Source organism: Cytobacillus sp. S13-E01, assembly GCF_029193815.1.
Classification (GTDB): Bacteria; Bacillota; Bacilli; order Bacillales; family Bacillaceae_L; genus Bacillus_BV.
Genome location: NZ_JARFVC010000001.1, coordinates 257,050 through 276,413, shown reverse-complemented (window position 1 = coordinate 276,413; position 19,364 = coordinate 257,050). Strand labels below are relative to the sequence as shown.

At 35.2% G+C, this 19,364-nt stretch carries 24 protein-coding genes; 16 read left to right on the top strand and 8 right to left on the bottom strand.

The window, feature by feature from the left end:
• Positions 1-40: 40 nt before the first annotated feature.
• Positions 41-409, bottom strand: a complete 369-nt coding sequence (locus PY093_RS01340; RefSeq protein ID WP_275644051.1) for a thioredoxin domain-containing protein — start codon at positions 407-409, stop codon at positions 41-43.
• A 269-nt stretch (positions 410-678) separates the two neighbouring features.
• On the opposite strand from PY093_RS01340, the gene PY093_RS01335 reads away from it, so the two are divergent.
• Together PY093_RS01335 and PY093_RS01330 are read left to right on the top strand one after the other, a co-directional pair.
• A complete protein-coding gene (locus PY093_RS01335) occupies positions 679-918 on the top strand; it encodes a hypothetical protein (protein ID WP_275644050.1) in 240 nt (79 codons plus the stop codon).
• A 51-nt stretch (positions 919-969) separates the two neighbouring features.
• Positions 970-1,842, top strand: coding sequence for a polysaccharide deacetylase family protein (locus PY093_RS01330; RefSeq protein ID WP_275644049.1), 873 nt, complete (start codon positions 970-972; stop codon positions 1,840-1,842).
• A 45-nt stretch (positions 1,843-1,887) separates the two neighbouring features.
• On the opposite strand, the gene PY093_RS01325 is transcribed toward PY093_RS01330, so the two are convergent.
• Positions 1,888-2,322, bottom strand: coding sequence for a DUF1885 family protein (locus PY093_RS01325; RefSeq protein ID WP_275644185.1), 435 nt, complete (start codon positions 2,320-2,322; stop codon positions 1,888-1,890).
• Positions 2,323-2,476: 154 nt separating this feature from the next.
• On the opposite strand from PY093_RS01325, the gene PY093_RS01320 reads away from it, so the two are divergent.
• From PY093_RS01320 to PY093_RS01310, 3 genes are all read left to right on the top strand, one after another.
• Positions 2,477-2,776 carry a DUF3055 domain-containing protein gene (locus tag PY093_RS01320; RefSeq protein ID WP_275644048.1) on the top strand — a complete coding sequence of 100 codons (300 nt, stop codon included), beginning with the start codon at positions 2,477-2,479 and terminating at the stop codon, positions 2,774-2,776.
• 447 nt (positions 2,777-3,223) lie between these two features.
• Positions 3,224-3,496, top strand: a complete 273-nt coding sequence (locus tag PY093_RS01315; protein ID WP_275644047.1) for a hypothetical protein — start codon at positions 3,224-3,226, stop codon at positions 3,494-3,496.
• A gap of 612 nt (positions 3,497-4,108) precedes the next feature.
• On the top strand, positions 4,109-4,228 hold the full coding sequence (locus PY093_RS01310; protein ID WP_275644046.1) for a GapA-binding peptide SR1P: 120 nt from the start codon (positions 4,109-4,111) through the stop codon (positions 4,226-4,228).
• Between the two features lie 268 nt (positions 4,229-4,496).
• Here the strand turns inward: PY093_RS01310 and PY093_RS01305 are convergent, their stop codons facing one another.
• Entirely contained in the window at positions 4,497-5,969 is a 1,473-nt protein-coding gene (locus PY093_RS01305; protein ID WP_275644045.1) for an aminotransferase class I/II-fold pyridoxal phosphate-dependent enzyme, read from the bottom strand.
• A 274-nt stretch (positions 5,970-6,243) separates the two neighbouring features.
• Here PY093_RS01305 and PY093_RS01300 point away from each other — a divergent pair, with 274 nt between their 5' ends.
• Both PY093_RS01300 and PY093_RS01295 read left to right on the top strand, forming a co-directional pair.
• Positions 6,244-7,203: an NAD(P)H-dependent flavin oxidoreductase gene (locus tag PY093_RS01300; protein WP_275644044.1), complete on the top strand. Its 960-nt coding sequence runs from the start codon at positions 6,244-6,246 to the stop codon at positions 7,201-7,203.
• Between the two features lie 47 nt (positions 7,204-7,250).
• On the top strand, positions 7,251-7,520 hold the full coding sequence (locus PY093_RS01295) for a UPF0223 family protein (protein ID WP_275644043.1): 270 nt from the start codon (positions 7,251-7,253) through the stop codon (positions 7,518-7,520).
• Between the two features lie 111 nt (positions 7,521-7,631).
• On the opposite strand, the gene PY093_RS01290 is transcribed toward PY093_RS01295, so the two are convergent.
• Positions 7,632-8,276 (bottom strand): YktB family protein, encoded by a 645-nt coding sequence (locus tag PY093_RS01290; protein ID WP_275644042.1) that lies wholly within the window; start codon positions 8,274-8,276, stop codon positions 7,632-7,634.
• Between the two features lie 224 nt (positions 8,277-8,500).
• Here PY093_RS01290 and PY093_RS01285 point away from each other — a divergent pair, with 224 nt between their 5' ends.
• Positions 8,501-8,680, top strand: a complete 180-nt coding sequence (locus PY093_RS01285; protein ID WP_275644041.1) for a hypothetical protein — start codon at positions 8,501-8,503, stop codon at positions 8,678-8,680.
• A 304-nt stretch (positions 8,681-8,984) separates the two neighbouring features.
• Positions 8,985-9,776 carry an inositol monophosphatase family protein gene (locus PY093_RS01280; protein ID WP_275644040.1) on the top strand — a complete coding sequence of 264 codons (792 nt, stop codon included), beginning with the start codon at positions 8,985-8,987 and terminating at the stop codon, positions 9,774-9,776.
• A gap of 201 nt (positions 9,777-9,977) precedes the next feature.
• Here PY093_RS01280 and PY093_RS01275 read toward each other — a convergent pair whose 3' ends face one another.
• Entirely contained in the window at positions 9,978-10,163 is a 186-nt protein-coding gene (locus tag PY093_RS01275; RefSeq protein WP_275644039.1) for a DUF5325 family protein, read from the bottom strand.
• 165 nt (positions 10,164-10,328) lie between these two features.
• On the opposite strand from PY093_RS01275, the gene typA reads away from it, so the two are divergent.
• The 3 genes from typA to PY093_RS01260 all read left to right on the top strand — a co-directional run bounded on the left by typA (position 10,329) and on the right by PY093_RS01260 (position 12,925).
• A complete protein-coding gene (typA, locus tag PY093_RS01270) occupies positions 10,329-12,170 on the top strand; it encodes a translational GTPase TypA (RefSeq protein ID WP_275644038.1) in 1,842 nt (613 codons plus the stop codon).
• A gap of 142 nt (positions 12,171-12,312) precedes the next feature.
• A complete protein-coding gene (locus PY093_RS01265) occupies positions 12,313-12,627 on the top strand; it encodes a YlaH-like family protein (RefSeq protein WP_275644037.1) in 315 nt (104 codons plus the stop codon).
• Positions 12,628-12,637: 10 nt separating this feature from the next.
• On the top strand, positions 12,638-12,925 hold the full coding sequence (locus PY093_RS01260; RefSeq protein WP_275644036.1) for a hypothetical protein: 288 nt from the start codon (positions 12,638-12,640) through the stop codon (positions 12,923-12,925).
• A 271-nt stretch (positions 12,926-13,196) separates the two neighbouring features.
• On the opposite strand, the gene PY093_RS01255 is transcribed toward PY093_RS01260, so the two are convergent.
• Complete coding sequence (locus tag PY093_RS01255; protein WP_275644035.1) at positions 13,197-13,400, bottom strand: YlaI family protein; 204 nt, start codon at positions 13,398-13,400, stop codon at positions 13,197-13,199.
• 136 nt (positions 13,401-13,536) lie between these two features.
• Here PY093_RS01255 and PY093_RS01250 point away from each other — a divergent pair, with 136 nt between their 5' ends.
• Positions 13,537-13,992: a pyridoxamine 5'-phosphate oxidase family protein gene (locus tag PY093_RS01250; RefSeq protein ID WP_275644034.1), complete on the top strand. Its 456-nt coding sequence runs from the start codon at positions 13,537-13,539 to the stop codon at positions 13,990-13,992.
• 182 nt (positions 13,993-14,174) lie between these two features.
• Here the strand turns inward: PY093_RS01250 and PY093_RS01245 are convergent, their stop codons facing one another.
• The gene (locus PY093_RS01245) at positions 14,175-14,771 is read right to left on the bottom strand and encodes a YhcN/YlaJ family sporulation lipoprotein (RefSeq protein WP_275644033.1); all 597 of its coding nucleotides are present in this window, start codon (positions 14,769-14,771) and stop codon (positions 14,175-14,177) included.
• Between the two features lie 404 nt (positions 14,772-15,175).
• On the opposite strand from PY093_RS01245, the gene PY093_RS01240 reads away from it, so the two are divergent.
• Positions 15,176-16,504, top strand: coding sequence for a PhoH family protein (locus PY093_RS01240; protein WP_275644032.1), 1,329 nt, complete (start codon positions 15,176-15,178; stop codon positions 16,502-16,504).
• 176 nt (positions 16,505-16,680) lie between these two features.
• Here PY093_RS01240 and PY093_RS01235 read toward each other — a convergent pair whose 3' ends face one another.
• On the bottom strand, positions 16,681-17,178 hold the full coding sequence (locus PY093_RS01235; protein WP_275644031.1) for a peptidyl-prolyl cis-trans isomerase: 498 nt from the start codon (positions 17,176-17,178) through the stop codon (positions 16,681-16,683).
• Positions 17,179-17,591: 413 nt separating this feature from the next.
• On the opposite strand from PY093_RS01235, the gene PY093_RS01230 reads away from it, so the two are divergent.
• Both PY093_RS01230 and PY093_RS01225 read left to right on the top strand, forming a co-directional pair.
• Positions 17,592-17,873 (top strand): Fpa/YlaN family protein, encoded by a 282-nt coding sequence (locus tag PY093_RS01230; RefSeq protein WP_275644030.1) that lies wholly within the window; start codon positions 17,592-17,594, stop codon positions 17,871-17,873.
• Between the two features lie 282 nt (positions 17,874-18,155).
• Complete coding sequence (locus PY093_RS01225) at positions 18,156-19,361, top strand: FtsW/RodA/SpoVE family cell cycle protein (protein WP_275644029.1); 1,206 nt, start codon at positions 18,156-18,158, stop codon at positions 19,359-19,361.
• Positions 19,362-19,364 lie beyond the last annotated feature (3 nt).

Here is a 19,364-nt window from a genome sequence, read left to right as displayed (position 1 = left end):
TAAACAAAAATCGCTCTCTATACGACTAGAGGGCGATTTTTTAATTAGACAAGGCTATTTCAAGTGGCTTTATTATTTCTTCTTTACTTAACTCTCCTTCAATTTGAGTAATCACTACATTTTCTTTGATAACCAGCAGTGTTGGGTATGTAGAAACCTCGAAGTTAGCATAGCGAACCTTTTCACTAGAAGGGATTACTTTCATTTGAGTTACTTGATTAGGATATTTTTTCTTAATCTCTAATAAAGCATCATAGTAATTACCTTCTTTTTGCAAGTTGTTTTCATCTGAGAAAAACATAAGTTGTTTTTCAGTGCTATTTGTGAGTATTGTGGATGGTGAAGGATTAACCATTTGACAAGATGAGAGCAGAAGTACAGAAAACATTAAAACGGATAAGCTTCTCATAACGATTGTCCACTTCTTTCTATATTAATCGACAAATTTCAAATCTATTTTATCATGTAATTAAAAAATTCTATTGCTTGTCATCTAATTGTTATAAAAATGAAAAATAGTGCACGTCTTTTGAACATATATATAACATAAAGGAACTTCCCTCAGTGGGTTTTTTTCATCCCCACTAAAACTTCTTCGAATTCTCTAAGGTTTGAAGTGGGGGTTATACTGCCCGTTAACGCGGGATAAAACGTTCTCAAACGAAGGGGCTTTCAGCTATGAGAGTTTATATGATTTTGTTAATTCAATTTCTTATTTGGAGTAGTTACACGGTTGCGTTATGGGTATCTAAACAGGACGGAATAAAGTCAAAATTAATCCTATTTATTGTATTTAGTTATCTAGCCTATTGGGTCGCAACTTCAATGGGCTTATCAAAGCGAAATGCATCATTTGCAACCATTATTTCTTTGGCAATCTTCTTTACAAGTCGTCAATTGTTTTGGATAACTATATAAACATCGAGTCTTGTAATATAATTAATAGTATCCTTAACGGGAGGTAGCAGCTTGAAAAAAATTACAGCGTTTATCATCTTTTCAATCATACTAGGCAGTTGTGGTCAACAAAATACTCAGGATGGGAAAGAAGGTGTAAACACAGTTCCTCAAATAGAAGAAGTAGCCGTTCAACCAGAAGATACCAAAAACGAACAAATACAAAAGGGATATGATGATACTAAACTAAATGAACCAGAAGATACTGATGCTGTTGAAGGACAGGAAGTTATTCTATCAGACTATGAAGTTAACAGTAAAAACTGGGGTATTGATCCGATTGGTGATGTAAATGATGAGATTGTACTATTAACAATAGATGATGCACCAGAAAAATACTCTCTAGAAATGGCACAGACATTAAAAGACCTAGGGGTTAACGCTATCTTTTTTGTTAATGGTCATTTTATTAATACTGAAGCAGAAAAAGAAAATTTGAAAAAAATTTATGACATGGGCTTCGTAATTGGAAATCACACAATGACTCACGCTAATCTTAGTAACCTTACAAAGGAAGAACAAAGAAAAGAAATCATTAATTTGAATGACTTAGTTGAAGAAGTAACTGGAGAACGACCAACATTTTTCCGAGCTCCTTATGGTGTTAATACAGATTATAGTAAAGCGTTAGCTCTAGAAGAGGGAATGCAAGTTATGAATTGGACTTACGGATATGATTGGGAAAAGGAATATTTAACGAAGGATGCGTTAGTGGATATTATGGTAAATACACCATTACTTAAGAATGGGGCAAACCTTTTAATGCATGATAGGGCTTGGACGAATGAAGCATTGCATGATATCGTTCAAGGTTTACAATCAAAAGGTTTTGATATGGTTGATCCAAATCGTATTCAAACACCAAACAACAACACGGTGAATTAACCGTGTTGTTTGAGTTCGAAAGCGGATCTCTCTGCTCTTTACATATTACTTCCTTTTGTAATAGTACATTGTTCTACCGTTAAATAATTGTAATTCACCTTCTAATTTTTTTCCTAAGAATTTGCAGAATTCATTAGCTTTTCCTTTATCGCCGTGTGTAGAAGCTTGAGGTAGTGTTACTTGAATATAATACTGTTCTCGTTTACTATCGTCGTCTTCTTCAATTAGCTCCTTACCTACACCAAGAAGAATAAGATTATAACGACTGTCATCTGATTTAAGATAAAACCAGTCAGGGTTTCCATCATTACTGGCTTTAAGGTCGTAAGGGAAGGCTACCTCAGAATATTCCCAGCTCAATTGATTTCCTGTTTTACTAGTTATCTCTTTATAGTAGAAAAAAAGCTCTTTCACCTCATCAAGTGTCATTTCTTGTTTAGTGGAGGCTGGAACAAGTTTTATGTATGCGTTTGCCAAGATCGTTCACTCCTAAATTAGCTTTTAAATATATCATCTTATTTATTCTAGCATTTATTAAAAGTTGTTGACAACTGATAAACAGAAAATGACCTTGTCATTTAAGTATAATTAAGTTATAATAATATTCTGATAATAAAAAATGAGGAGGCATTCTATGAATCTATTTGACAAACTTTATGATGATCAAGAAAATGTTAAGGTACGCTTTGTTGGATTTACAACAGAGAATGTCCGCTATGATTTCGGGATAATTTATACTAACATGTTTTTTGGAAAACCATTAGTCATATGTATGCAAACAGGCCGTTCTACTCTCCTTGATCCAAAAGATATTGAGGATCTAGATTACCTACAACGTATTTTCCGCATCGAAACCCAAGCAGAAGCAGCAGATCTCGCCGAATTTTTTAAGACATCATTACCACAGACTCCTTTTGAAACCCAATATGAATAGTAATGAAAAAAATCAGACCATATTGTGGTCTGATTTTTTTCAAAGGGAAGAAAGAATAAAAATTTAACTAGTTAAGTGGTCTAGCTCCGGGAAGGTTAAAGACCAACCTTGCAGCCGACTGGTCCTACGCTTGGCTTACACAGGATGTGCTGATGACGATGTTCGCGACAGGACGTGGCGGGTTTTAATCGACGTTCCTCATGAGCAGCCGCCCTGCACTTTTTTATAGTATCAGAATTTATAGGCCACCCTTTTTGTTTTGGAAACAGCATAAAGATCAACAATCTGGGCATCAGTATCTAAAGTACCTTGTATCAGTGATTTCTAATAGGAGTCGGCTTTCAAACCAAAATGTAACTCCAAAAAATCGAAAACAGTAATCAAAAGAGCGATCTGATGCCCGAAATCGCATAAAAAATAGAAAACGGTAACCAAAAGGGCAATCTGATGCCCGAAATCGAGCAAAAAATTGAAAACGGTAACCAAAGTAGCAATCTGATGCCCGAAATCGAGCAAAAAATTGAAAACGGTAACCAAAGTAGCAATCTGATGCCCGAAATCGAGCAAAAAATTGAAAACGGTAACCAAAGTAGCAATCTGATGCCCGAAATTGTGCGAAAAATAGAAAACGGTAACCAAAAGGGCAATCTGATGCCCGAAATTGTGCGAAAAATAGAAAACGGTAACCAAAAGGGCAATCTGATGCCCGAAATCGCATAAAAAATAAAAAACGGTAACCAAAAGGGCAATCTGATGCCCGAAATCGAGCAAAAAATAGAAAACGGTAACCAAAAGGGCAATCTGATGCCCGAAATCGCATAAAAAATAGAAAACGGTAACCAAAAGGGCAATCTGATGCCCGAAATCGCATAAAAAATAGAAAACGGTAACCAAAAGGGCAATCTGATGCCCGAAATCGCATAAAAAATAAAAAACGGTAACCAAAAGGGCAATCTGATGCCCGAAATTGCATAAAAAATAAAAAACGGTAACTTCAACTCCTCCTGCAGAAGCAAAGAAAGCGTCTTTCATCAGAGTCCTCGAAGCACACGATGTGCAAGTGTCGAAATTGCCACAGGACGTGGCGGGTTTAAATCACGTTCCTCAGGAGCAACTGCCCTGCGCTTTTCTTAAATGAAACTAATAGAAAATTTTAGCAGTTTTGCCAAGGGGAGAACTAATTGTGTCATACAATTAGTTCTTGACTTAATATATATGCCATATTATTATAAAAGTAACATAACATTAAGCGCTTTCAATCTTGGGATTATAGCTTAATATGGATGCTTTAATACAGAATAAATACGAGGCTTGGAGAGGGGTATTTTGAAAATGGGAACAATCATATGTCAAATCTGTAATAATACTATTGACCATTTTGAAGATGAAAAAGTAACTACACTCTACGCTAAATGTGAAGAGTGCCACTGTAACAAAACAGATAAAGAATAGACAATTTTAAAATATAAATAAAAGCATGCAGTTACTGCATGCTATTTTCTTATGAGGTAAGAAAGTATAAAATTTTCACCTAGTTTTGGTAGCTCCAGACGCCATCCGACCTGAGGTCATAAGCAAATCCGTGCGGGAGGTAAAGAAACAACCTTCCAGCCGGCTTGTCTTATGCTTGACTTGCACAGGATGTGCTGATGTCGATGTTCGCCACAGGACGTGGCGGGTTTTAATCGACGCTCAGGTAGGCGGGCGCCCTGCGCTTTTATTATCTTATTGCTTTATGTTCTTTAATTACCCGAAGTGATTTTAATTCATGGTCTTCTGGTCCTTGGACCGGTAGCCCTACTTCGAGATTCATTTGAATATAAGCTAAATTTTCTTCAGTAATAATTTCACCAGGTATAAATATCGGAATTCCTGGAGGATAAACCATGATAAATTCTGCTATGATTCGTCCTGCTGATTGATCGAAGGGAACGATTTCAGTTTCAGAATAGAAAGCATCTCTAGGCGTTAATGCAAGTAATGGTATATTTGGCAGTAAAACATCAGGTTTATGGTTAAGATCCTCTTGATGTCTATATTCACTTGCCAACTCTGCTAGTGCCTTAACCAATAGCTCCGTTTCCTTCTCGGTATCTCCAGGTGTAATAATACATAAAATATTATACAAATCTGATAGTTCAACTTCGATATTGTATTTTTCTCTTAACCAGCCTTCAACATCGTAGCCTGTTAAGCCTATTTCCTTTATTGAGATGATTAACTTTGTAGGATCATAATCAAAGGTAGCTTTTGAGCCTACTATTTCTCTGCCAATGCAATATAAACTATCTATTTCATTAATCGCCTTACGTGTCTTTTCTGCAAGTCGAATCGTTTTTTCAATAAGATCATGACCTTCAGTCGCTAATCTTCTTCTAGCAACATCTAAGGATGCAAGTAACAAATAGGATGTCGATGTTGTAGTTAGCATACTTAATATCGACTGAATTCGTTGAACTGAGACAAGGCCTTCTCGAACATTAAGGATTGAACTCTGTGTCATGGAACCACCTAGTTTATGTACACTTGTAGCAGCCATATCAGCACCAGCCTGCATAGCTGATAACGGTAGTTCGTCATGAAAATGGATATGAACACCATGTGCTTCATCTACTAGGACAGGTACCTCATATGAATGAGCTATAGTAACAATTTGTTTTAAGTCTGCAGCAATTCCAAAATAGGTTGGATTAATCACGAGTACACCCTTGGCGTCGGGATGTTGTTCAAGGGCTCTTTTAACCGAGTCTGTAGTAATACCATGTGAAATGCCTAGATCATTATCTATTTCTGGATGTATAAAAATAGGAACAGCCCCAGAAAACACAATTGCAGACATAACTGATTTGTGAACATTTCTAGGAACGATTATCTTATCCCCAGGCCCACAAACAGCCATTACCATTGTCATAATGGCTCCACTCGTTCCTTGAACCGAGAAAAATGTATGATCTGCTCCGAATGCTTTTGCAGCTAGATCTTGTGCTTGTTTAATCATCCCTTTTGGTTGGTGTAAATCATCTAATGGGCCAATATTGATTAAATCAATGGACAGGGCATTATCTCCAATGAATTCACGAAACTCTGGATCAATCCCAGTGCCTTTTTTGTGACCTGGAATATGGAACTGAACAGGATTTTTTTTTGAATGGTTAACTATTCCACTAAATAGCGGTGTTTCTAATTGTGACAATTTTGCTTTGCACCTCTTTAAATTAACAAATATTTTTTGGCAATCGTGTGCCGTCTATTGGAGATTTCTTTCTTTATAGGCAATTCCAAATGTGATAAAACAAATGAATTATAGCATTAAACGATTCTTTTGCATAGAAAAAAACGTATTCTTACTTAAGTTTTCTCATAGGGTAAAGGAATAAACATGTTTTTCAAAAATAAAAAGGATTCTCATATCGTTATAGAGAATGAAAAGTAAGTAAAGTAGAAGGTTAAAGAGGAGGAGTACTAAGTTGAATTGGGAAACGAGAGTAACGAAAACATTTGGCATTCAGTATCCAATTATACAGGGTGGGCTCGCTTATTTAGCTTACTCAGATTTAGCAGCAGCTGTATCAAATGCAGGAGGCCTAGGTCAAATAACGGCCATGTCTTTAGAATCACCTGAGGAGCTTCGTGAAGAAATAAGAAAGGTACGAAACCAAACGACTAAGCCATTTGGAGTAAACTTTGCAATTGGTCAACACGGGCGCCCATTTTCCCATATGCTAGAGGTTGCGATTGAAGAAAATGTTCCTGTAGTTTCAATGACTGGTGGAAATCCTACTCCATTATTTGACCAGCTTAAAGGGACTGAGATAAAAAAATTAGTGTTAGTAGCAGCCAGACGTCAAGCTGAAAAAGCAGAAGAACTGGGTGCAGATGCTGTTATGGTAGTTGGGCAAGAAGGTGGTGGTCATTTAGGTAAGGATGATACAGGAACGTTTGTATTAATTCCTCAAGTTGTTGATAGCGTAAGTATACCTGTCATAGCTTCAGGTGGGATTGGTGATGGTCGAGGATTAATGGCTGCTTTAAGTCTTGGAGCTGAAGGAATTGAAATGGGTACAAGGTTTATTGCAACAAAGGAATGCGTTCATGCTAATATGGTCTATAAGGAAGCACTTGTAAATGGAACGGAAAATGATACAGTTGTTATTAAACGTTCAATCGGTATGCCTGCACGTGTAATTGCAAATACGTGGACAACAAAGATATGTGAGCTAGAAAAGAAAGATGAGGGGTATGAAGTCCTTAAAGAATATATAAGTGGCATTGCTAACAAAAGATATATACACGAAGGCAAGGTCGATGAAGGCTTTGCATGGGCAGGACAGGTAATGGGGTTAATACATGATATACCATCGGTTGAAGAATTATTTAAAAGAATGATATCCGAGGCGGAAGGAATACGTACAAAATGGAAAAACTAATTCCAAAGAGTGTGTGATCCTAACAAAAATAAAGAGGTGTATGGTAAGTGAGTTATCAATACCCAATCTCTCATGATTGGAAAATAGATGAAATCGTAGATGTAATAAAATTTTTCGGATGTGTTGAAAAAGCATATGAAGGTGGAGTTGAACGAAATTCACTAATAAATGCCTATAAAAGATTTAAAGAAATTGTACCAAGTAAATCAGAAGAAAAGAAAATTTGCGGTGAATTTGAGGAAACAACTGGGTATTCTTCATACAAAATAATTAAAAAAGCAATGGAATCAGAGGCCATTCAAAAAATTAAAGGCTAAATATATTCTCAATAAGAAAATCAATAGAGCAGATAGCCCCAACACAAAAAACAAGGTAAAAAACTTTAATACTTTTTTACCCTTTAAAAAGGACAGGGGTAACCTCTGTCCTTAAATCATCTCTTTTGAAATATTCTGTGATAGCTGATATAATGGAATTAACTTCCTGAATGTATCTTCTACCATATCTAATTGTTGCAAGGGGCTCATTTCTTCTATCTGATTTCTCAATATGTTAATACCACACAATATTTCTGATTTTTTTATCGTTTGTAATCGTTCGAACATTGCGCAAAAATCTTCGTCCGCTATTTCCAAATGGCTAAGTGCATCTGGCTTTGTGTGATCCACTGACCATACAAAATTGTTGGGAATACTGCTTTTTATCTCTCCTATATGGTTTTTGAGTACTTTACCGAATGCTTCTTTAACAGGTGATTCATATATTACGGCAAACCAAACAAAGAGATGGGACTCCCATAACCCTATTTGAAAATGTGGTAACATTTTATATCCTCTTTTATTAGTTGCATACGCAACCCAAGTATCTTTAGGAGGATTGACGGAACGTCTTGCGTGTTTAGCAACATGATAGAACATCTCATCGCCTGTTAAGGTAGACAATGTCGGAGAAAAGTGATGTCCAAGGACTTCAAGTTTAGGACGAACGGTGCTTCTCAGCAGATCCATTCGATTATCTAACCCTTCAATTTTAAAGACTTCAAAATCATCTTTGGTGAATCCCGTAAAATTCATACTATTTACCTCCAAATTACTTGCTTTAATTATAGTAACATAACCCTAAAGAGAATATGTAATGAAATACTCAAGGTCTTTTATCGATGAAAGAAGAAAAATAGGTATAAGCACAAATTTGTTGCAATGTTTGTTAATCGACATAATATATATAAAATACACTATCAGAAAATTATAACAACGAAAGCCAAGTATTATGTAAAAAAAAGAAAGGGGTGCAAGGAATGAAGCAAGTGACTAACCTGTTGAAGCGAGTTGACGGTGAAAAACGTATAGCTGTGTTACGTCTTGAGTTAGATTATGAATTGGCAACCCTTTACGATGCTATGAAAGATAATGACGAGACTAAAAAAAACGAATGTATAAAAAAGCTTGAAAAAATTAGACAGGAAATGTTCAAATAGTTTGTTTTAATACAATATGAAAAACGAATCACACCAATGTGGTTCGTTTTTCATATTTAATTATCTCATGCCACTATGATTTCGAAGAGGTTTAGGTGGTGGATTGTCTGCTCCTAAAGGTCCGCGAAGCACACAGGACGTGCGCGTTCCTAGCGGTATAAGTTCAACTAATAATCAGTGAGGGATGAAGAAAAATCCTGCTTATTGAAGTTTCACTTTATACTACTTGCGTTTGGCTCTAAATTTCCATTAAGCTAGTAACTAATTACATACAAATGATTAAACTCCGGAGGGTGATCAAAAAATGAGCGATTGGTATGAAATAAATAAAAAAGCAATTGAATGGACGAAAGAGGCCGGTAAAAGAATTCGAGCTTCCTTTAAAACGAAATTATCGATTCAAACAAAATCGAATGCTGATGACTTAGTTACGAATATTGATAAGGATACAGAGCAATATTTTATTGACAAGATAAATAAAGCTTACCCAGAACATCAAATATTGGGCGAAGAAGGCGTGGGAGATCGCGTAACTACATTAGACGGTGTGATTTGGATTATAGATCCTATAGACGGTACGATGAACTTTATCCATCAACAACGTAACTTTGCTATTTCAGTAGCAGTTTATGAAAATGGTGTTGGTAAGATAGGGTTAATATATGATGTCGTACATGATGAAATGTACCATGCTGTTAAAGGTGAAGGTGCATTTTTAAATGGTACTAGTATTCAAAAATTAGAAGAAGTGGTATTAAATGAAGCCATATTAGGAATTAACGCAACCTGGGTTACAGATAATAAGCGAATTGATTCAAATGTTCTGTTACCTTTGATTAAGCATGTCAGAGGAACTAGATCATATGGCTCTGCAGCCATTGAATTTGCATATGTGGTAACTGGACGCCTTGATGCATACATTACGATGCGATTGTCTCCTTGGGATTTTGCTGCTGGTGCTGTTCTGATTGAAGAGGTGGGTGGTGTTGTAACAACCTTAGAGGGTAAATCTTTAAACTACTTAGGAGAGAATTCTATTTTAGTTGCAAAAAGGGAATTGCACAAACAAATACTAGCTGAATACATATTAAAGTAAAAAGTTTTAAGAATAATGAATACGATCATCCTATTCTTAAGGATAATACTTTAGAAAATCATTTTAAAGTATGAAGATTATCCTGGTGATATTGGAGATAATTAGTAAGAGTCACTTACAAAGCTGTGGATTGGTACTATATTGATATCAATAGAATTTTAGACCCTTATAATAAAAGTAAAATGCGCGAAAAGAAGGGAATTAGTTCCCACCTTTTTCGCGCATTTTCTTCTTAGTCACAAAACCAAAGCCCATTACAATAAAAACAGCTAAAATTGATAATAATATGCCTAATAAGCTTCCAAATGAAATTGCAACTCCAATCAACATAATGAAAAAAGCTGTAGCAAAAGCAAATCCTAGCATAGGGTAATTAATGGATTTCATGAAAGTTTGTCCCCCTTTTGATGATGCAGGTGTATTATAACATGATTTTTACACCTGTTTTTATTAATAATGGATTTAAAAAAATAAACATTCTTCTTTATTACTATGTTTATGGTATAATATCAAAGGTTATAAAAGAAGAGATGAATTTAGGAGATGAAAAACTTGAACATTCGCAATGATATACGTAATATCGCGATTATTGCCCACGTTGACCATGGGAAAACAACTTTAGTTGATAAATTATTGCATCAATCTGGTACATTTAGAACAAACGAACAGGTTGAAGAGCGTGCAATGGATTCAAATGCTATCGAACGTGAGCGTGGTATTACAATTTTAGCAAAAAATACTGCGATTAACTATAAAGATAAACGAATTAACATTATGGATACACCAGGGCATGCTGATTTTGGTGGAGAAGTAGAACGTATTATGAAAATGGTTGATGGAGTATTACTTGTGGTGGATGCATATGAAGGTTGTATGCCACAAACCCGTTTCGTGCTTAAAAAGGCACTTGAGCAAAAATTGACGCCAATTGTTGTAGTTAATAAAATTGACCGTGATTTTGCTCGTCCCGCAGAGGTTGTTGATGAAGTAATTGATCTATTCATTGAATTAGATGCTACTGAAGAACAATTAGATTTTCCAGTGGTATATGCCTCTGCAATTAATGGAACGGCAAGTGTTGATCCAGAGAAACAAGATGAAAATATGGAAGCATTATTTGATTCTATCTTAGAAAATATTCCAGCGCCGATAGATAATAGTGAGGAACCATTACAATTCCAAGTAGCATTATTAGACTATAATGATTACTTAGGTCGAATTGGGATAGGTCGTGTATTCCGTGGAACGATGAAAGTCGGAGAACAAGTTGCTTTAATGAAGCTTGATGGATCTGTCAAACAATTTCGTGTTACAAAGATGTTTGGTTTTATTGGACTAAAACGGATTGAAATTCTAGAAGCGAAAGCTGGAGATCTAGTGGCAGTTTCTGGAATGGAAGATATTAACGTTGGTGAAACTGTCTGTCCTGTAACACATCAAGACGCCCTACCAGTGCTAAGAATTGATGAGCCAACATTACAAATGACATTCCTTGTTAACAACAGTCCGTTTGCTGGAAAAGAAGGTAAGTTTGTAACCGCTCGTAAAATCGAAGAGAGACTACGTGCACAATTAGAAACAGATGTTAGTTTACGTGTTGAAAATACTGATTCACCAGATGAGTGGATTGTTTCAGGACGTGGTGAGCTTCACTTGTCAATCTTAATTGAAAACATGCGTCGTGAAGGCTTTGAGCTCCAAGTATCAAAACCTGAAGTTATTGTACGCATAATTGATGGTGTTCGCTCTGAACCTGTAGAACGTGTTCAAATCGATGTTCCTGAAGAGCATACAGGTTCTATTATGGAGTCAATTGGTGCGCGTAAGGGTGAGATGCTCGACATGATTAATAATGGTAATGGCCAGGTAAGGTTAGTATTTATGGTCCCAGCTCGAGGGCTAATTGGGTATACTACAGAGTTCTTAACATTAACTAGAGGTTTCGGTATTATAAATCATTCGTTTGACAGCTACCAGCCGATGGCATCAGGTCAAGTAGGTGGGCGCAGACAAGGTGTTCTTATTTCGATGGAGAGCGGAAAAACTAGTCAGTATGGGATTATGGGAATCGAGGATCGTGGTACCATTTTCGTTGAACCAGGAACGGATGTTTATGAAGGTATGATTGTTGGGGAGCATACTCGTGAAAATGACTTAACGGTTAACGTGGTTAAAGTTAAGCAAATGACAAATATGCGTTCTGCTAACAAAGACCAAACAACAACAATGAAAAAACCTCGTTTAATGTCACTTGAGGAATCCCTTGAGTATTTAAATGATGATGAGTATTGTGAAATTACACCTGAATCAATTCGTTTACGTAAAAAGATATTAGAGAAAAGCGAACGTGAAAGAGTTACGAAGAAAAAGAAATTAGCTGAAACTATAAAATAAACACATATATTGTGAACTTTGTCTTCTGTTACTTTTAATGGGTGATGTGTTCAAAGGGTTTAAAAAGAATCGAGATTCAGGTGGCTCTTTTTAGACCTCTTGAACTACCTTTTAGATGGAAAGATCAAAGGGGGAGAATTAAATGGATATAGCTGAAAGACTATCCTTTTTCGCTGCATTATTTAGAGTCGATACTAACCCCACAGTAGGAATGTGGTTATTATATTTAACGATCGTGGGACTTTCGATTATAGTTTATAAACTTGGTTTTGCAAAAAAGCTACCGATTCTAAAATCACTAGTTATTTACTTTTTCTTAGCATTGGGTGGTACGTTTCTAACATTTCTAGGGATTTTTCTACCTGTTGCTGAAGGTCTTGTGGTAGCTGCACTTATATTAATTATTTATAAAATTCGGTTACATCAATCTAAAAAGCAAGATTTTAAAACAGAGTAGGTGATCCTTTATGAATTCACTACAAGATGCAATTTATAATTGGCTGACAATCAAAGTAGTTGTAGATGCAAGACCAGATGATACAGCAGCACAAGAAACCTATGAACTTTTTAATAATATGTTACTAAATGACCATAAGCTATCAAATATTATCGTGAAAAAAGATGATGTCATGTATGAAGTCTTTTATGAAAAAGATGGAGAATCAAAAAAGGCTCGTTTTCCTATTGAGTTAATTGATATTATGCATGATCAAATAGAGAAAGAACCTGAAAAGTATAATAATTACCCAATATAAAAAAGCCGAACATTCACAATGTTCGGCTTTTTTAAAAGATAAGAAAGTATAAAAGTTTGTACCTAGTTTTAGTGTCTAGCTCCGGGCGCCATCGACTCTATGGTATAAGCCAATCCGTCCGGAAGGTAAAGAACAACCTTCCAGCCGGCTTGTCTTATGCTTGTCGCCGATAGGCGGGCGCCCTGCGCTTTTTTTATTATATTTTATTGAAAGATAAGCATTTATAAACGTCAACGAAAAGTCCGCTCATAGAACACTAAACAAGTGCTTTTTACCACAAGTCATCTTGTTTGGCTTTTTTTCGATATAATTTAAACTTTCCTGTAGCTTTTCTTTCGTTTGTTCTATTTTCTATCCTTGTGTTACATTCAGGACAAAGATATGTATGAATGGGACGGTTTCGTAATTTTTTTGCAAGGCCTGTTTCATCTTCTATTTGATTTATTTTATCACATATCACACATTTGACTCTCATTTTAACACTCCTACTGTTTCTTATATAATTACCTAAAACTGAATATTTTGTTATAGTATAGCATGAAAACCAAAAGAGTTTAATCTTTGGAAGAAAAAAGGTATTATATGTATATACAATGTAGGAGGTTTTTAAATTGGCAAATCAAGTTGAAACAAAACTAATCCCATCATTATTTGAGAGTTTACAAAAAGAAAGGTACGCTATATTATCTACGGTTGATTACGAAACAGGGGGGCCTAACGTTAGTGCGTTATCATGGGTTCTAGCACCTGATAAGAATAGAGTGTATATTTCAATCGATAACAGATCCCGAATCGTCGAGAATATTAATAATAATCCTTTAGTTGTGTTAAATGTAATTGCTAATGAATCTACCTATTCAATCAGTGGTAAGGCACATATTAAGGTTAAAAAAATGGACGGAGTACCACTTAAACTTGCACTAGTAGAAATAGCTATCAATGAGGTGCGCGATGTTATGTTCTATGGTTCGAAGATTTCAAATGAACCAAATTATGAAAAAACATATGATGAAGTGGCGGCTGACAAGCTGGATAAACAAGTGATGGATGCGATGAGATTGACCTAAAGTTAGAACAAAAGCGAGAGGGCGCCCGCTTATCGGATTATACCATAGAGACGGGTGGCACCTGGAGCTAGACAACCAAAACTAGATCCAAAATTTTACACAAAAAAAGGGGCAACCTATAAATTTCGATATCATAAGAAAAGTCCTTAGAAATTTTTTTCAAAAGGACTTTTCTTAAAAGTTTATTGATCTTTCATCTTGTTCTTTGATTGATCTTGTTGCTCTTTTTCTAACCTTTTTTCTTCGCCTTGTTTAAGCTGTTTGTCATTTTGCTCTGTAGGATTAGCATTGTCATTATCAATGATATCACTTGGTATATCAGGCATTATTCTACCGACAATTTGTGCTAGTTCATCTAAAACTCCAGTAATCGGGCGTCCATCTTGTATTTCCTTACCCATTTGTCTAAGTCTTTCAACGGTATCCGCATCAGCAACTACAACAGCATTTGCCCCGTAACGATCATTTTTTAAACTTTCCGCAACAGAGTACTTTATTGATGCTACACGTGAACGATCCAACTTTGCGTTGACATCAATACCTACAACAGCAAAATTGCCAATTACCACAGCAGTTGCATCGTTTACGTTTGGTATACTTGAAGCAAGTTCTACTAAATGCTTTGAGATGTCTTGTCCTGTTTTGCGATCAACTGTTACTCCATCTGTTGTATTTTTCACTTGAATTCTATTATCGTTAGTTTCGTTTGCATTTTGATTTGCACCACAACCAACTAATAGGAAAAAGATTGGAATTGTTAACGCAATTAATTTTTTCAAAACATATTCCCTCCTTGAGAAACTTAAACCTCGTTTAAAGCATTTAAAAATACTTTTATAAAAGAGATTTTGAAATATTTTTATGGGCTAGACCAAGTTTTTCTATTTTTATTGTTTAATTATTCTTCTATCTTTATTCATGAACTCATATATTTTTATCAACGGTCCGTCTAAACTACAAAAAATCTAATTACTATTTAGGAATAGCATTGTTATATTGATGTACTATAGGGTTTTGAAATTTTCCTCGTTTTGCAAATGCTAGTAAAGGTTTGCTAAAACAGCAGGTTGTGAGGGTAGATTCAATTCTATAGTAATATTTATATATTTTGCTAACGAGTGGTCGGACGCCTGTTTCACTCCCTTGACAAAAAGAAAAAAATATTGGGGTAGGAGGCGGAAATTTGAGTAAAATATATGTTTTAGATACAAATGTTCTCTTGCAGGATCCGCATTCAATATTTTCCTTTGAAGAAAATGAAGTAGTAATACCGGCAGTTGTCTTAGAAGAAGTAGATTCAAAAAAACGTTATATGGATGAGTTAGGTAGGAATGCCCGTCAGATTTCGAAGTTAATTGATGGATTACGTGAAATAGGAAAGCTACATGAAAGAATACCGCTAGAAAATGGAGGGGTATTAAGGATTGAGTTGAATCATCGATCCTTTCATCAGTTACAAGAAATATTTGTTGAGAAGACGAATGATAACAGGATATTAGCAGTAGCAAAAAACCTATCGTTAGAAGAACAAACCAAGGAAAATGGTAGATCTGTCATTTTAGTTAGTAAGGATACACTTGTAAGGGTAAAAGCTGATGCACTAGGATTACAGGCAGAGGATTTTTTAAGTGATCGAGTTGTTGAAGTTGATCATATCTATACCGGATTACTGGATCTTTATTTAAACACAGATGTACTTAATCGATTTTATGAAAAAGGTGAACTAAGTTTATCAGAGTTAACTAATCACCCATTTTACCCTAACCAATTCATTGTTATGAAAGATGCACTTGGGACATCATCTTCGGCAATCGGGGTTGTTGATCACACAGGTAAGAAAGTTAAAAAGTTAGTGTTTAATCATGATCATATTTGGGGTATCAAATCGAGGAATGCGCAGCAGACAATGGCTCTAGAACTATTATTACGGGATGATATACCTTTAGTTACGTTGATTGGAAAAGCAGGTACCGGGAAGACTTTATTGGCTCTTGCTGCGGGGCTAATGCAAACAGAAGATCTTGGTCATTATAAAAAATTATTAGTAGCAAGGCCGATTGTTCCTGTAGGAAAAGATATAGGTTTCTTACCTGGTGAAAAAGAGGAAAAGCTCAGACCTTGGATGCAACCTATATATGATAACCTCGAATATTTATTTAATACGAAAAAACCAGGAGAACTAGATGCAATTTTAGCTGGAATGGGTTCGATAGAAGTTGAAGCACTAACTTATATTCGTGGAAGAAGCATACCGGAACAATTTATTATAATTGACGAAGCTCAAAATTTAACCAAACATGAAGTTAAAACAATTATAACAAGGGTTGGAGACAAGAGTAAGATTGTTTTAATGGGGGACCCAGAACAAATTGACCATCCTTATTTAGACGAATATAATAATGGTTTAACCTATGTATTAGAAAAATTCAAAGATCAGAAAATTGCTGGGCATATTAAGTTGATAAAAGGTGAACGCTCTGGATTAGCACAGTTAGCAGCAGATATCTTATAAAGAAAACTAGGCAAAGTGGCGAGCCCAAGGGCGAAGACAGAGGCGTAGTTGCCCTTATGCGTTTTAGAATTTATGGATATAAATTCCGATTAGCTATAAAAACTGAGCCTCAATACAAGGGGCTCAGTTTTTAAAATGGTTAATGCCTGTAGCTAAGAGCTCACACGCAATTATTCTTATTTAATTAAAAACTTTGTCACATGTGTTACAGGATTGTTCCTATTAGAGCCGTCTCCGAAATAGAAATGGACCGGACCATCTGTTTTTAGTGGTTTACCATCTTTTGAAAAGCCTAAAATAGCTTGATATGCCTGCTCAAGAGAAATTTCAAGATCTATGCTATCTGTCTGAATAATAACAGTTGTTGCCTCATTCTTTGGTGTTGCATTATCGAGAAAATAACGCAATGGGATTCCGAAAGTACCTTTTAGAAGTTGTTCTTTTTTATATGTTGCTTCTGTTTTTAAAGTAGGTGGATATATTGCACCCTCCTGGATTTCTCGATCCCAATGCTTTGAGACTGCTTTTGTATATTCCTCAAGTTCATCTTTTTGTACCTTCTCTGTTACAAAATATGTAGTTAAATCAACTTTTCGATCATCAAATATCCATACACTTGGGTCTAGCGTAATCTTATATTCTACACTACCCTCTACCATAATTATTGATTCCAATCTAAAACACCAGCCTTTTAAGTATAAGTATAAAGTTTTAATTTTTATTTGTCACCAATATGGTATCATAATCACCAACTTTAAAAGTATGTGGTGATTGTTGTAAATTGTAGCTCTAGTGAAGAGCACCAAGGATTAGTCAGGATAGCAAAAAAATAATACACAAGTCTTTTAGAAGCGGCAAATTTATTTCAGCACTAGGAAGTCCACTTCGTATTGCTAGAACAAGACTTTTATGGAAACGTTCCGTGATATAAATTATCTCAGTGAACTTGCTAATGAGATATTGAACGTCTCACCCTAAATTTTTTAAAAATACTAGGGGGATTTGGATTTCTCTTGCAATTTTGCTATTTTCACTGTACTATTTATAGATAGGATTATGCAATCGCTCGTGAACGGAGGGGTTTGATATGGCGGCTGAAACTGTAGTTAATCATCGTGAAAAAGCATACGCTTTGCTTAAGACCGATGCTGATAAAATATTAAAACTGATAAAAGTCCAAATGGATAATCTAACAATGCCTCAGTGCCCTTTATATGAGGAAGTATTAGATACACAAATGTTTGGCTTGTCACGAGAAATAGATTTCGCTGTAAGATTAGGACTTATTGAAGAAAACAATGGCAAAGAGCTTCTTGATACGCTCGAACGTCAACTATCAACGCTTCATGAATCCTCTGTAAAAAAATAACTTTATAAAAATTATTAAAACATAAGCTAACCACTTTTAAAAATGTACAAAGTAGTTAGCATTACTTACAGTTAGGTCAATCTTATAGCTACCAAGGTTGTTGTAGACTCAAACTATTCTTCTAGGATGGTTTGAGTTTTTTTACAACAACTAACATATTGATCGATAAGTGTCTATTTTATAATCTAGTAATTTTTGCAGGATTTATTTAATTTAAATAGAAAAGTATAGTATAAAGAAACCATAAGTGTTTGCAACCTATATTTAGAGGACGATGCTTTGATGATAAAAAAGATAGTTAAATCATATGATTATTCATTAATAATTGCCATATTTATGCTTTGTGTATTTGGGCTTGTCATGGTATATAGCTCGAGTATGGTGTTAGCAGCATCTAAATTCAACAATCCAGATTTTTTCTATAATCGGCAAAAAATCTCATTAATTATTGGTTTCGTGGCATTTCTAGCCGCAATGATTTTTCCGTACAAGGCATTTGCAAACTCAAGGATTCTAACAGCAATTGTAATGGGTTCAATCGGAATGTTAGGTTTAGTTTTTATATTTGGATATACTGCAAACAATGCACAAAGCTGGTTGATGTTAGGATCAAGAGGAATTCAGCCATCTGAGTTTACTAAATTAAGTGTTATTATTTATTTAGCCGCTGTTTATGCAAAAAAGCAGTCTTATATTAATGACTTAAATAGAGCTGTTCTTCCTCCAATCTTATTCACCTTTGTAATATGTTTATTTGTTGTAATTCAACCAGATTTAGGTACTGCCTTCATTATTGGCTTAATTGCTTCCGTTATTATTCTTTGTTCAGGTATTGGAATTAAAAACATAGCTAAGTTGATTTTTTTTGGACTTACTTTATTGTTGATTATGACTCCAATCATTTTCCTTAAGCGTGAATCAATTTTCACAATTGAAAGAGTTTCTAGATTTCAAGGCTTTTTAGATCCGTTTTTATATGAAGGCAATGCAGGATACCAATTGATTAATTCATATGTTGCAATGGGGTCTGGTGGTATAACAGGCCTTGGGTTGGGACAAAGCATCCAAAAATTTGGCTACCTACCAGAGGCTCATACAGACTTTATAATGGCAGTAATTGCTGAAGAATTAGGTTTATTTGGAGTATTATTTGTACTCCTTTTGCTGGGGTTTGTTATCCTTAAAGGGCTATTATTAGCTAGAAAATGTACGGATCCCTTTGGGAGCTTGCTAGCCATTGGAATATCAGCCATGCTTGCTATCCAATCTTTTATAAACTTAGGTGGACTAACCGGACTTATACCTATAACTGGTGTAACATTGCCATTTATAAGCTACGGAGGTTCTTCGCTCATTCTTTTATTATTTTCAATGGGGATATTAGTAAATGTATCAATGTTTGTTAATTATGAAGCAACATATAAAAGAGATATAGAAAAAACAAAGCCGGATGTTCAAGGATTCAGAAAAAGTAATGTATCAATTTAATAG

Excerpts from the sequence above, each read along its gene's own strand:
- PY093_RS01320 (WP_275644048.1), top strand. The coding sequence starts at position 2,477 with ATGAATCTATTTGACAAACTTTATGATGATCAAGAAAATGTTAAGGTA.
- PY093_RS01290 (WP_275644042.1), bottom strand. The coding sequence starts at position 8,276 with ATGAATTTTACGGGATTCACCAAAGATGATTTTGAAGTCTTTAAAATT.
- PY093_RS01340 (WP_275644051.1), bottom strand. The coding sequence starts at position 409 with ATGAGAAGCTTATCCGTTTTAATGTTTTCTGTACTTCTGCTCTCATCT.
- PY093_RS01230 (WP_275644030.1), top strand. The coding sequence starts at position 17,592 with ATGGCGGCTGAAACTGTAGTTAATCATCGTGAAAAAGCATACGCTTTG.
- PY093_RS01315 (WP_275644047.1), top strand. The coding sequence starts at position 3,224 with ATGCCCGAAATCGAGCAAAAAATTGAAAACGGTAACCAAAGTAGCAAT.
- PY093_RS01280 (WP_275644040.1), top strand. The coding sequence starts at position 8,985 with ATGAGCGATTGGTATGAAATAAATAAAAAAGCAATTGAATGGACGAAA.
- PY093_RS01310 (WP_275644046.1), top strand. The coding sequence starts at position 4,109 with ATGGGAACAATCATATGTCAAATCTGTAATAATACTATTGACCATTTT.
- PY093_RS01265 (WP_275644037.1), top strand. The coding sequence starts at position 12,313 with ATGGATATAGCTGAAAGACTATCCTTTTTCGCTGCATTATTTAGAGTC.
- PY093_RS01225 (WP_275644029.1), top strand. The coding sequence starts at position 18,156 with ATGATAAAAAAGATAGTTAAATCATATGATTATTCATTAATAATTGCC.
- PY093_RS01255 (WP_275644035.1), bottom strand. The coding sequence starts at position 13,400 with ATGAGAGTCAAATGTGTGATATGTGATAAAATAAATCAAATAGAAGAT.
- PY093_RS01285 (WP_275644041.1), top strand. The coding sequence starts at position 8,501 with ATGAAGCAAGTGACTAACCTGTTGAAGCGAGTTGACGGTGAAAAACGT.
- PY093_RS01275 (WP_275644039.1), bottom strand. The coding sequence starts at position 10,163 with ATGAAATCCATTAATTACCCTATGCTAGGATTTGCTTTTGCTACAGCT.
- PY093_RS01260 (WP_275644036.1), top strand. The coding sequence starts at position 12,638 with ATGAATTCACTACAAGATGCAATTTATAATTGGCTGACAATCAAAGTA.
- PY093_RS01335 (WP_275644050.1), top strand. The coding sequence starts at position 679 with ATGAGAGTTTATATGATTTTGTTAATTCAATTTCTTATTTGGAGTAGT.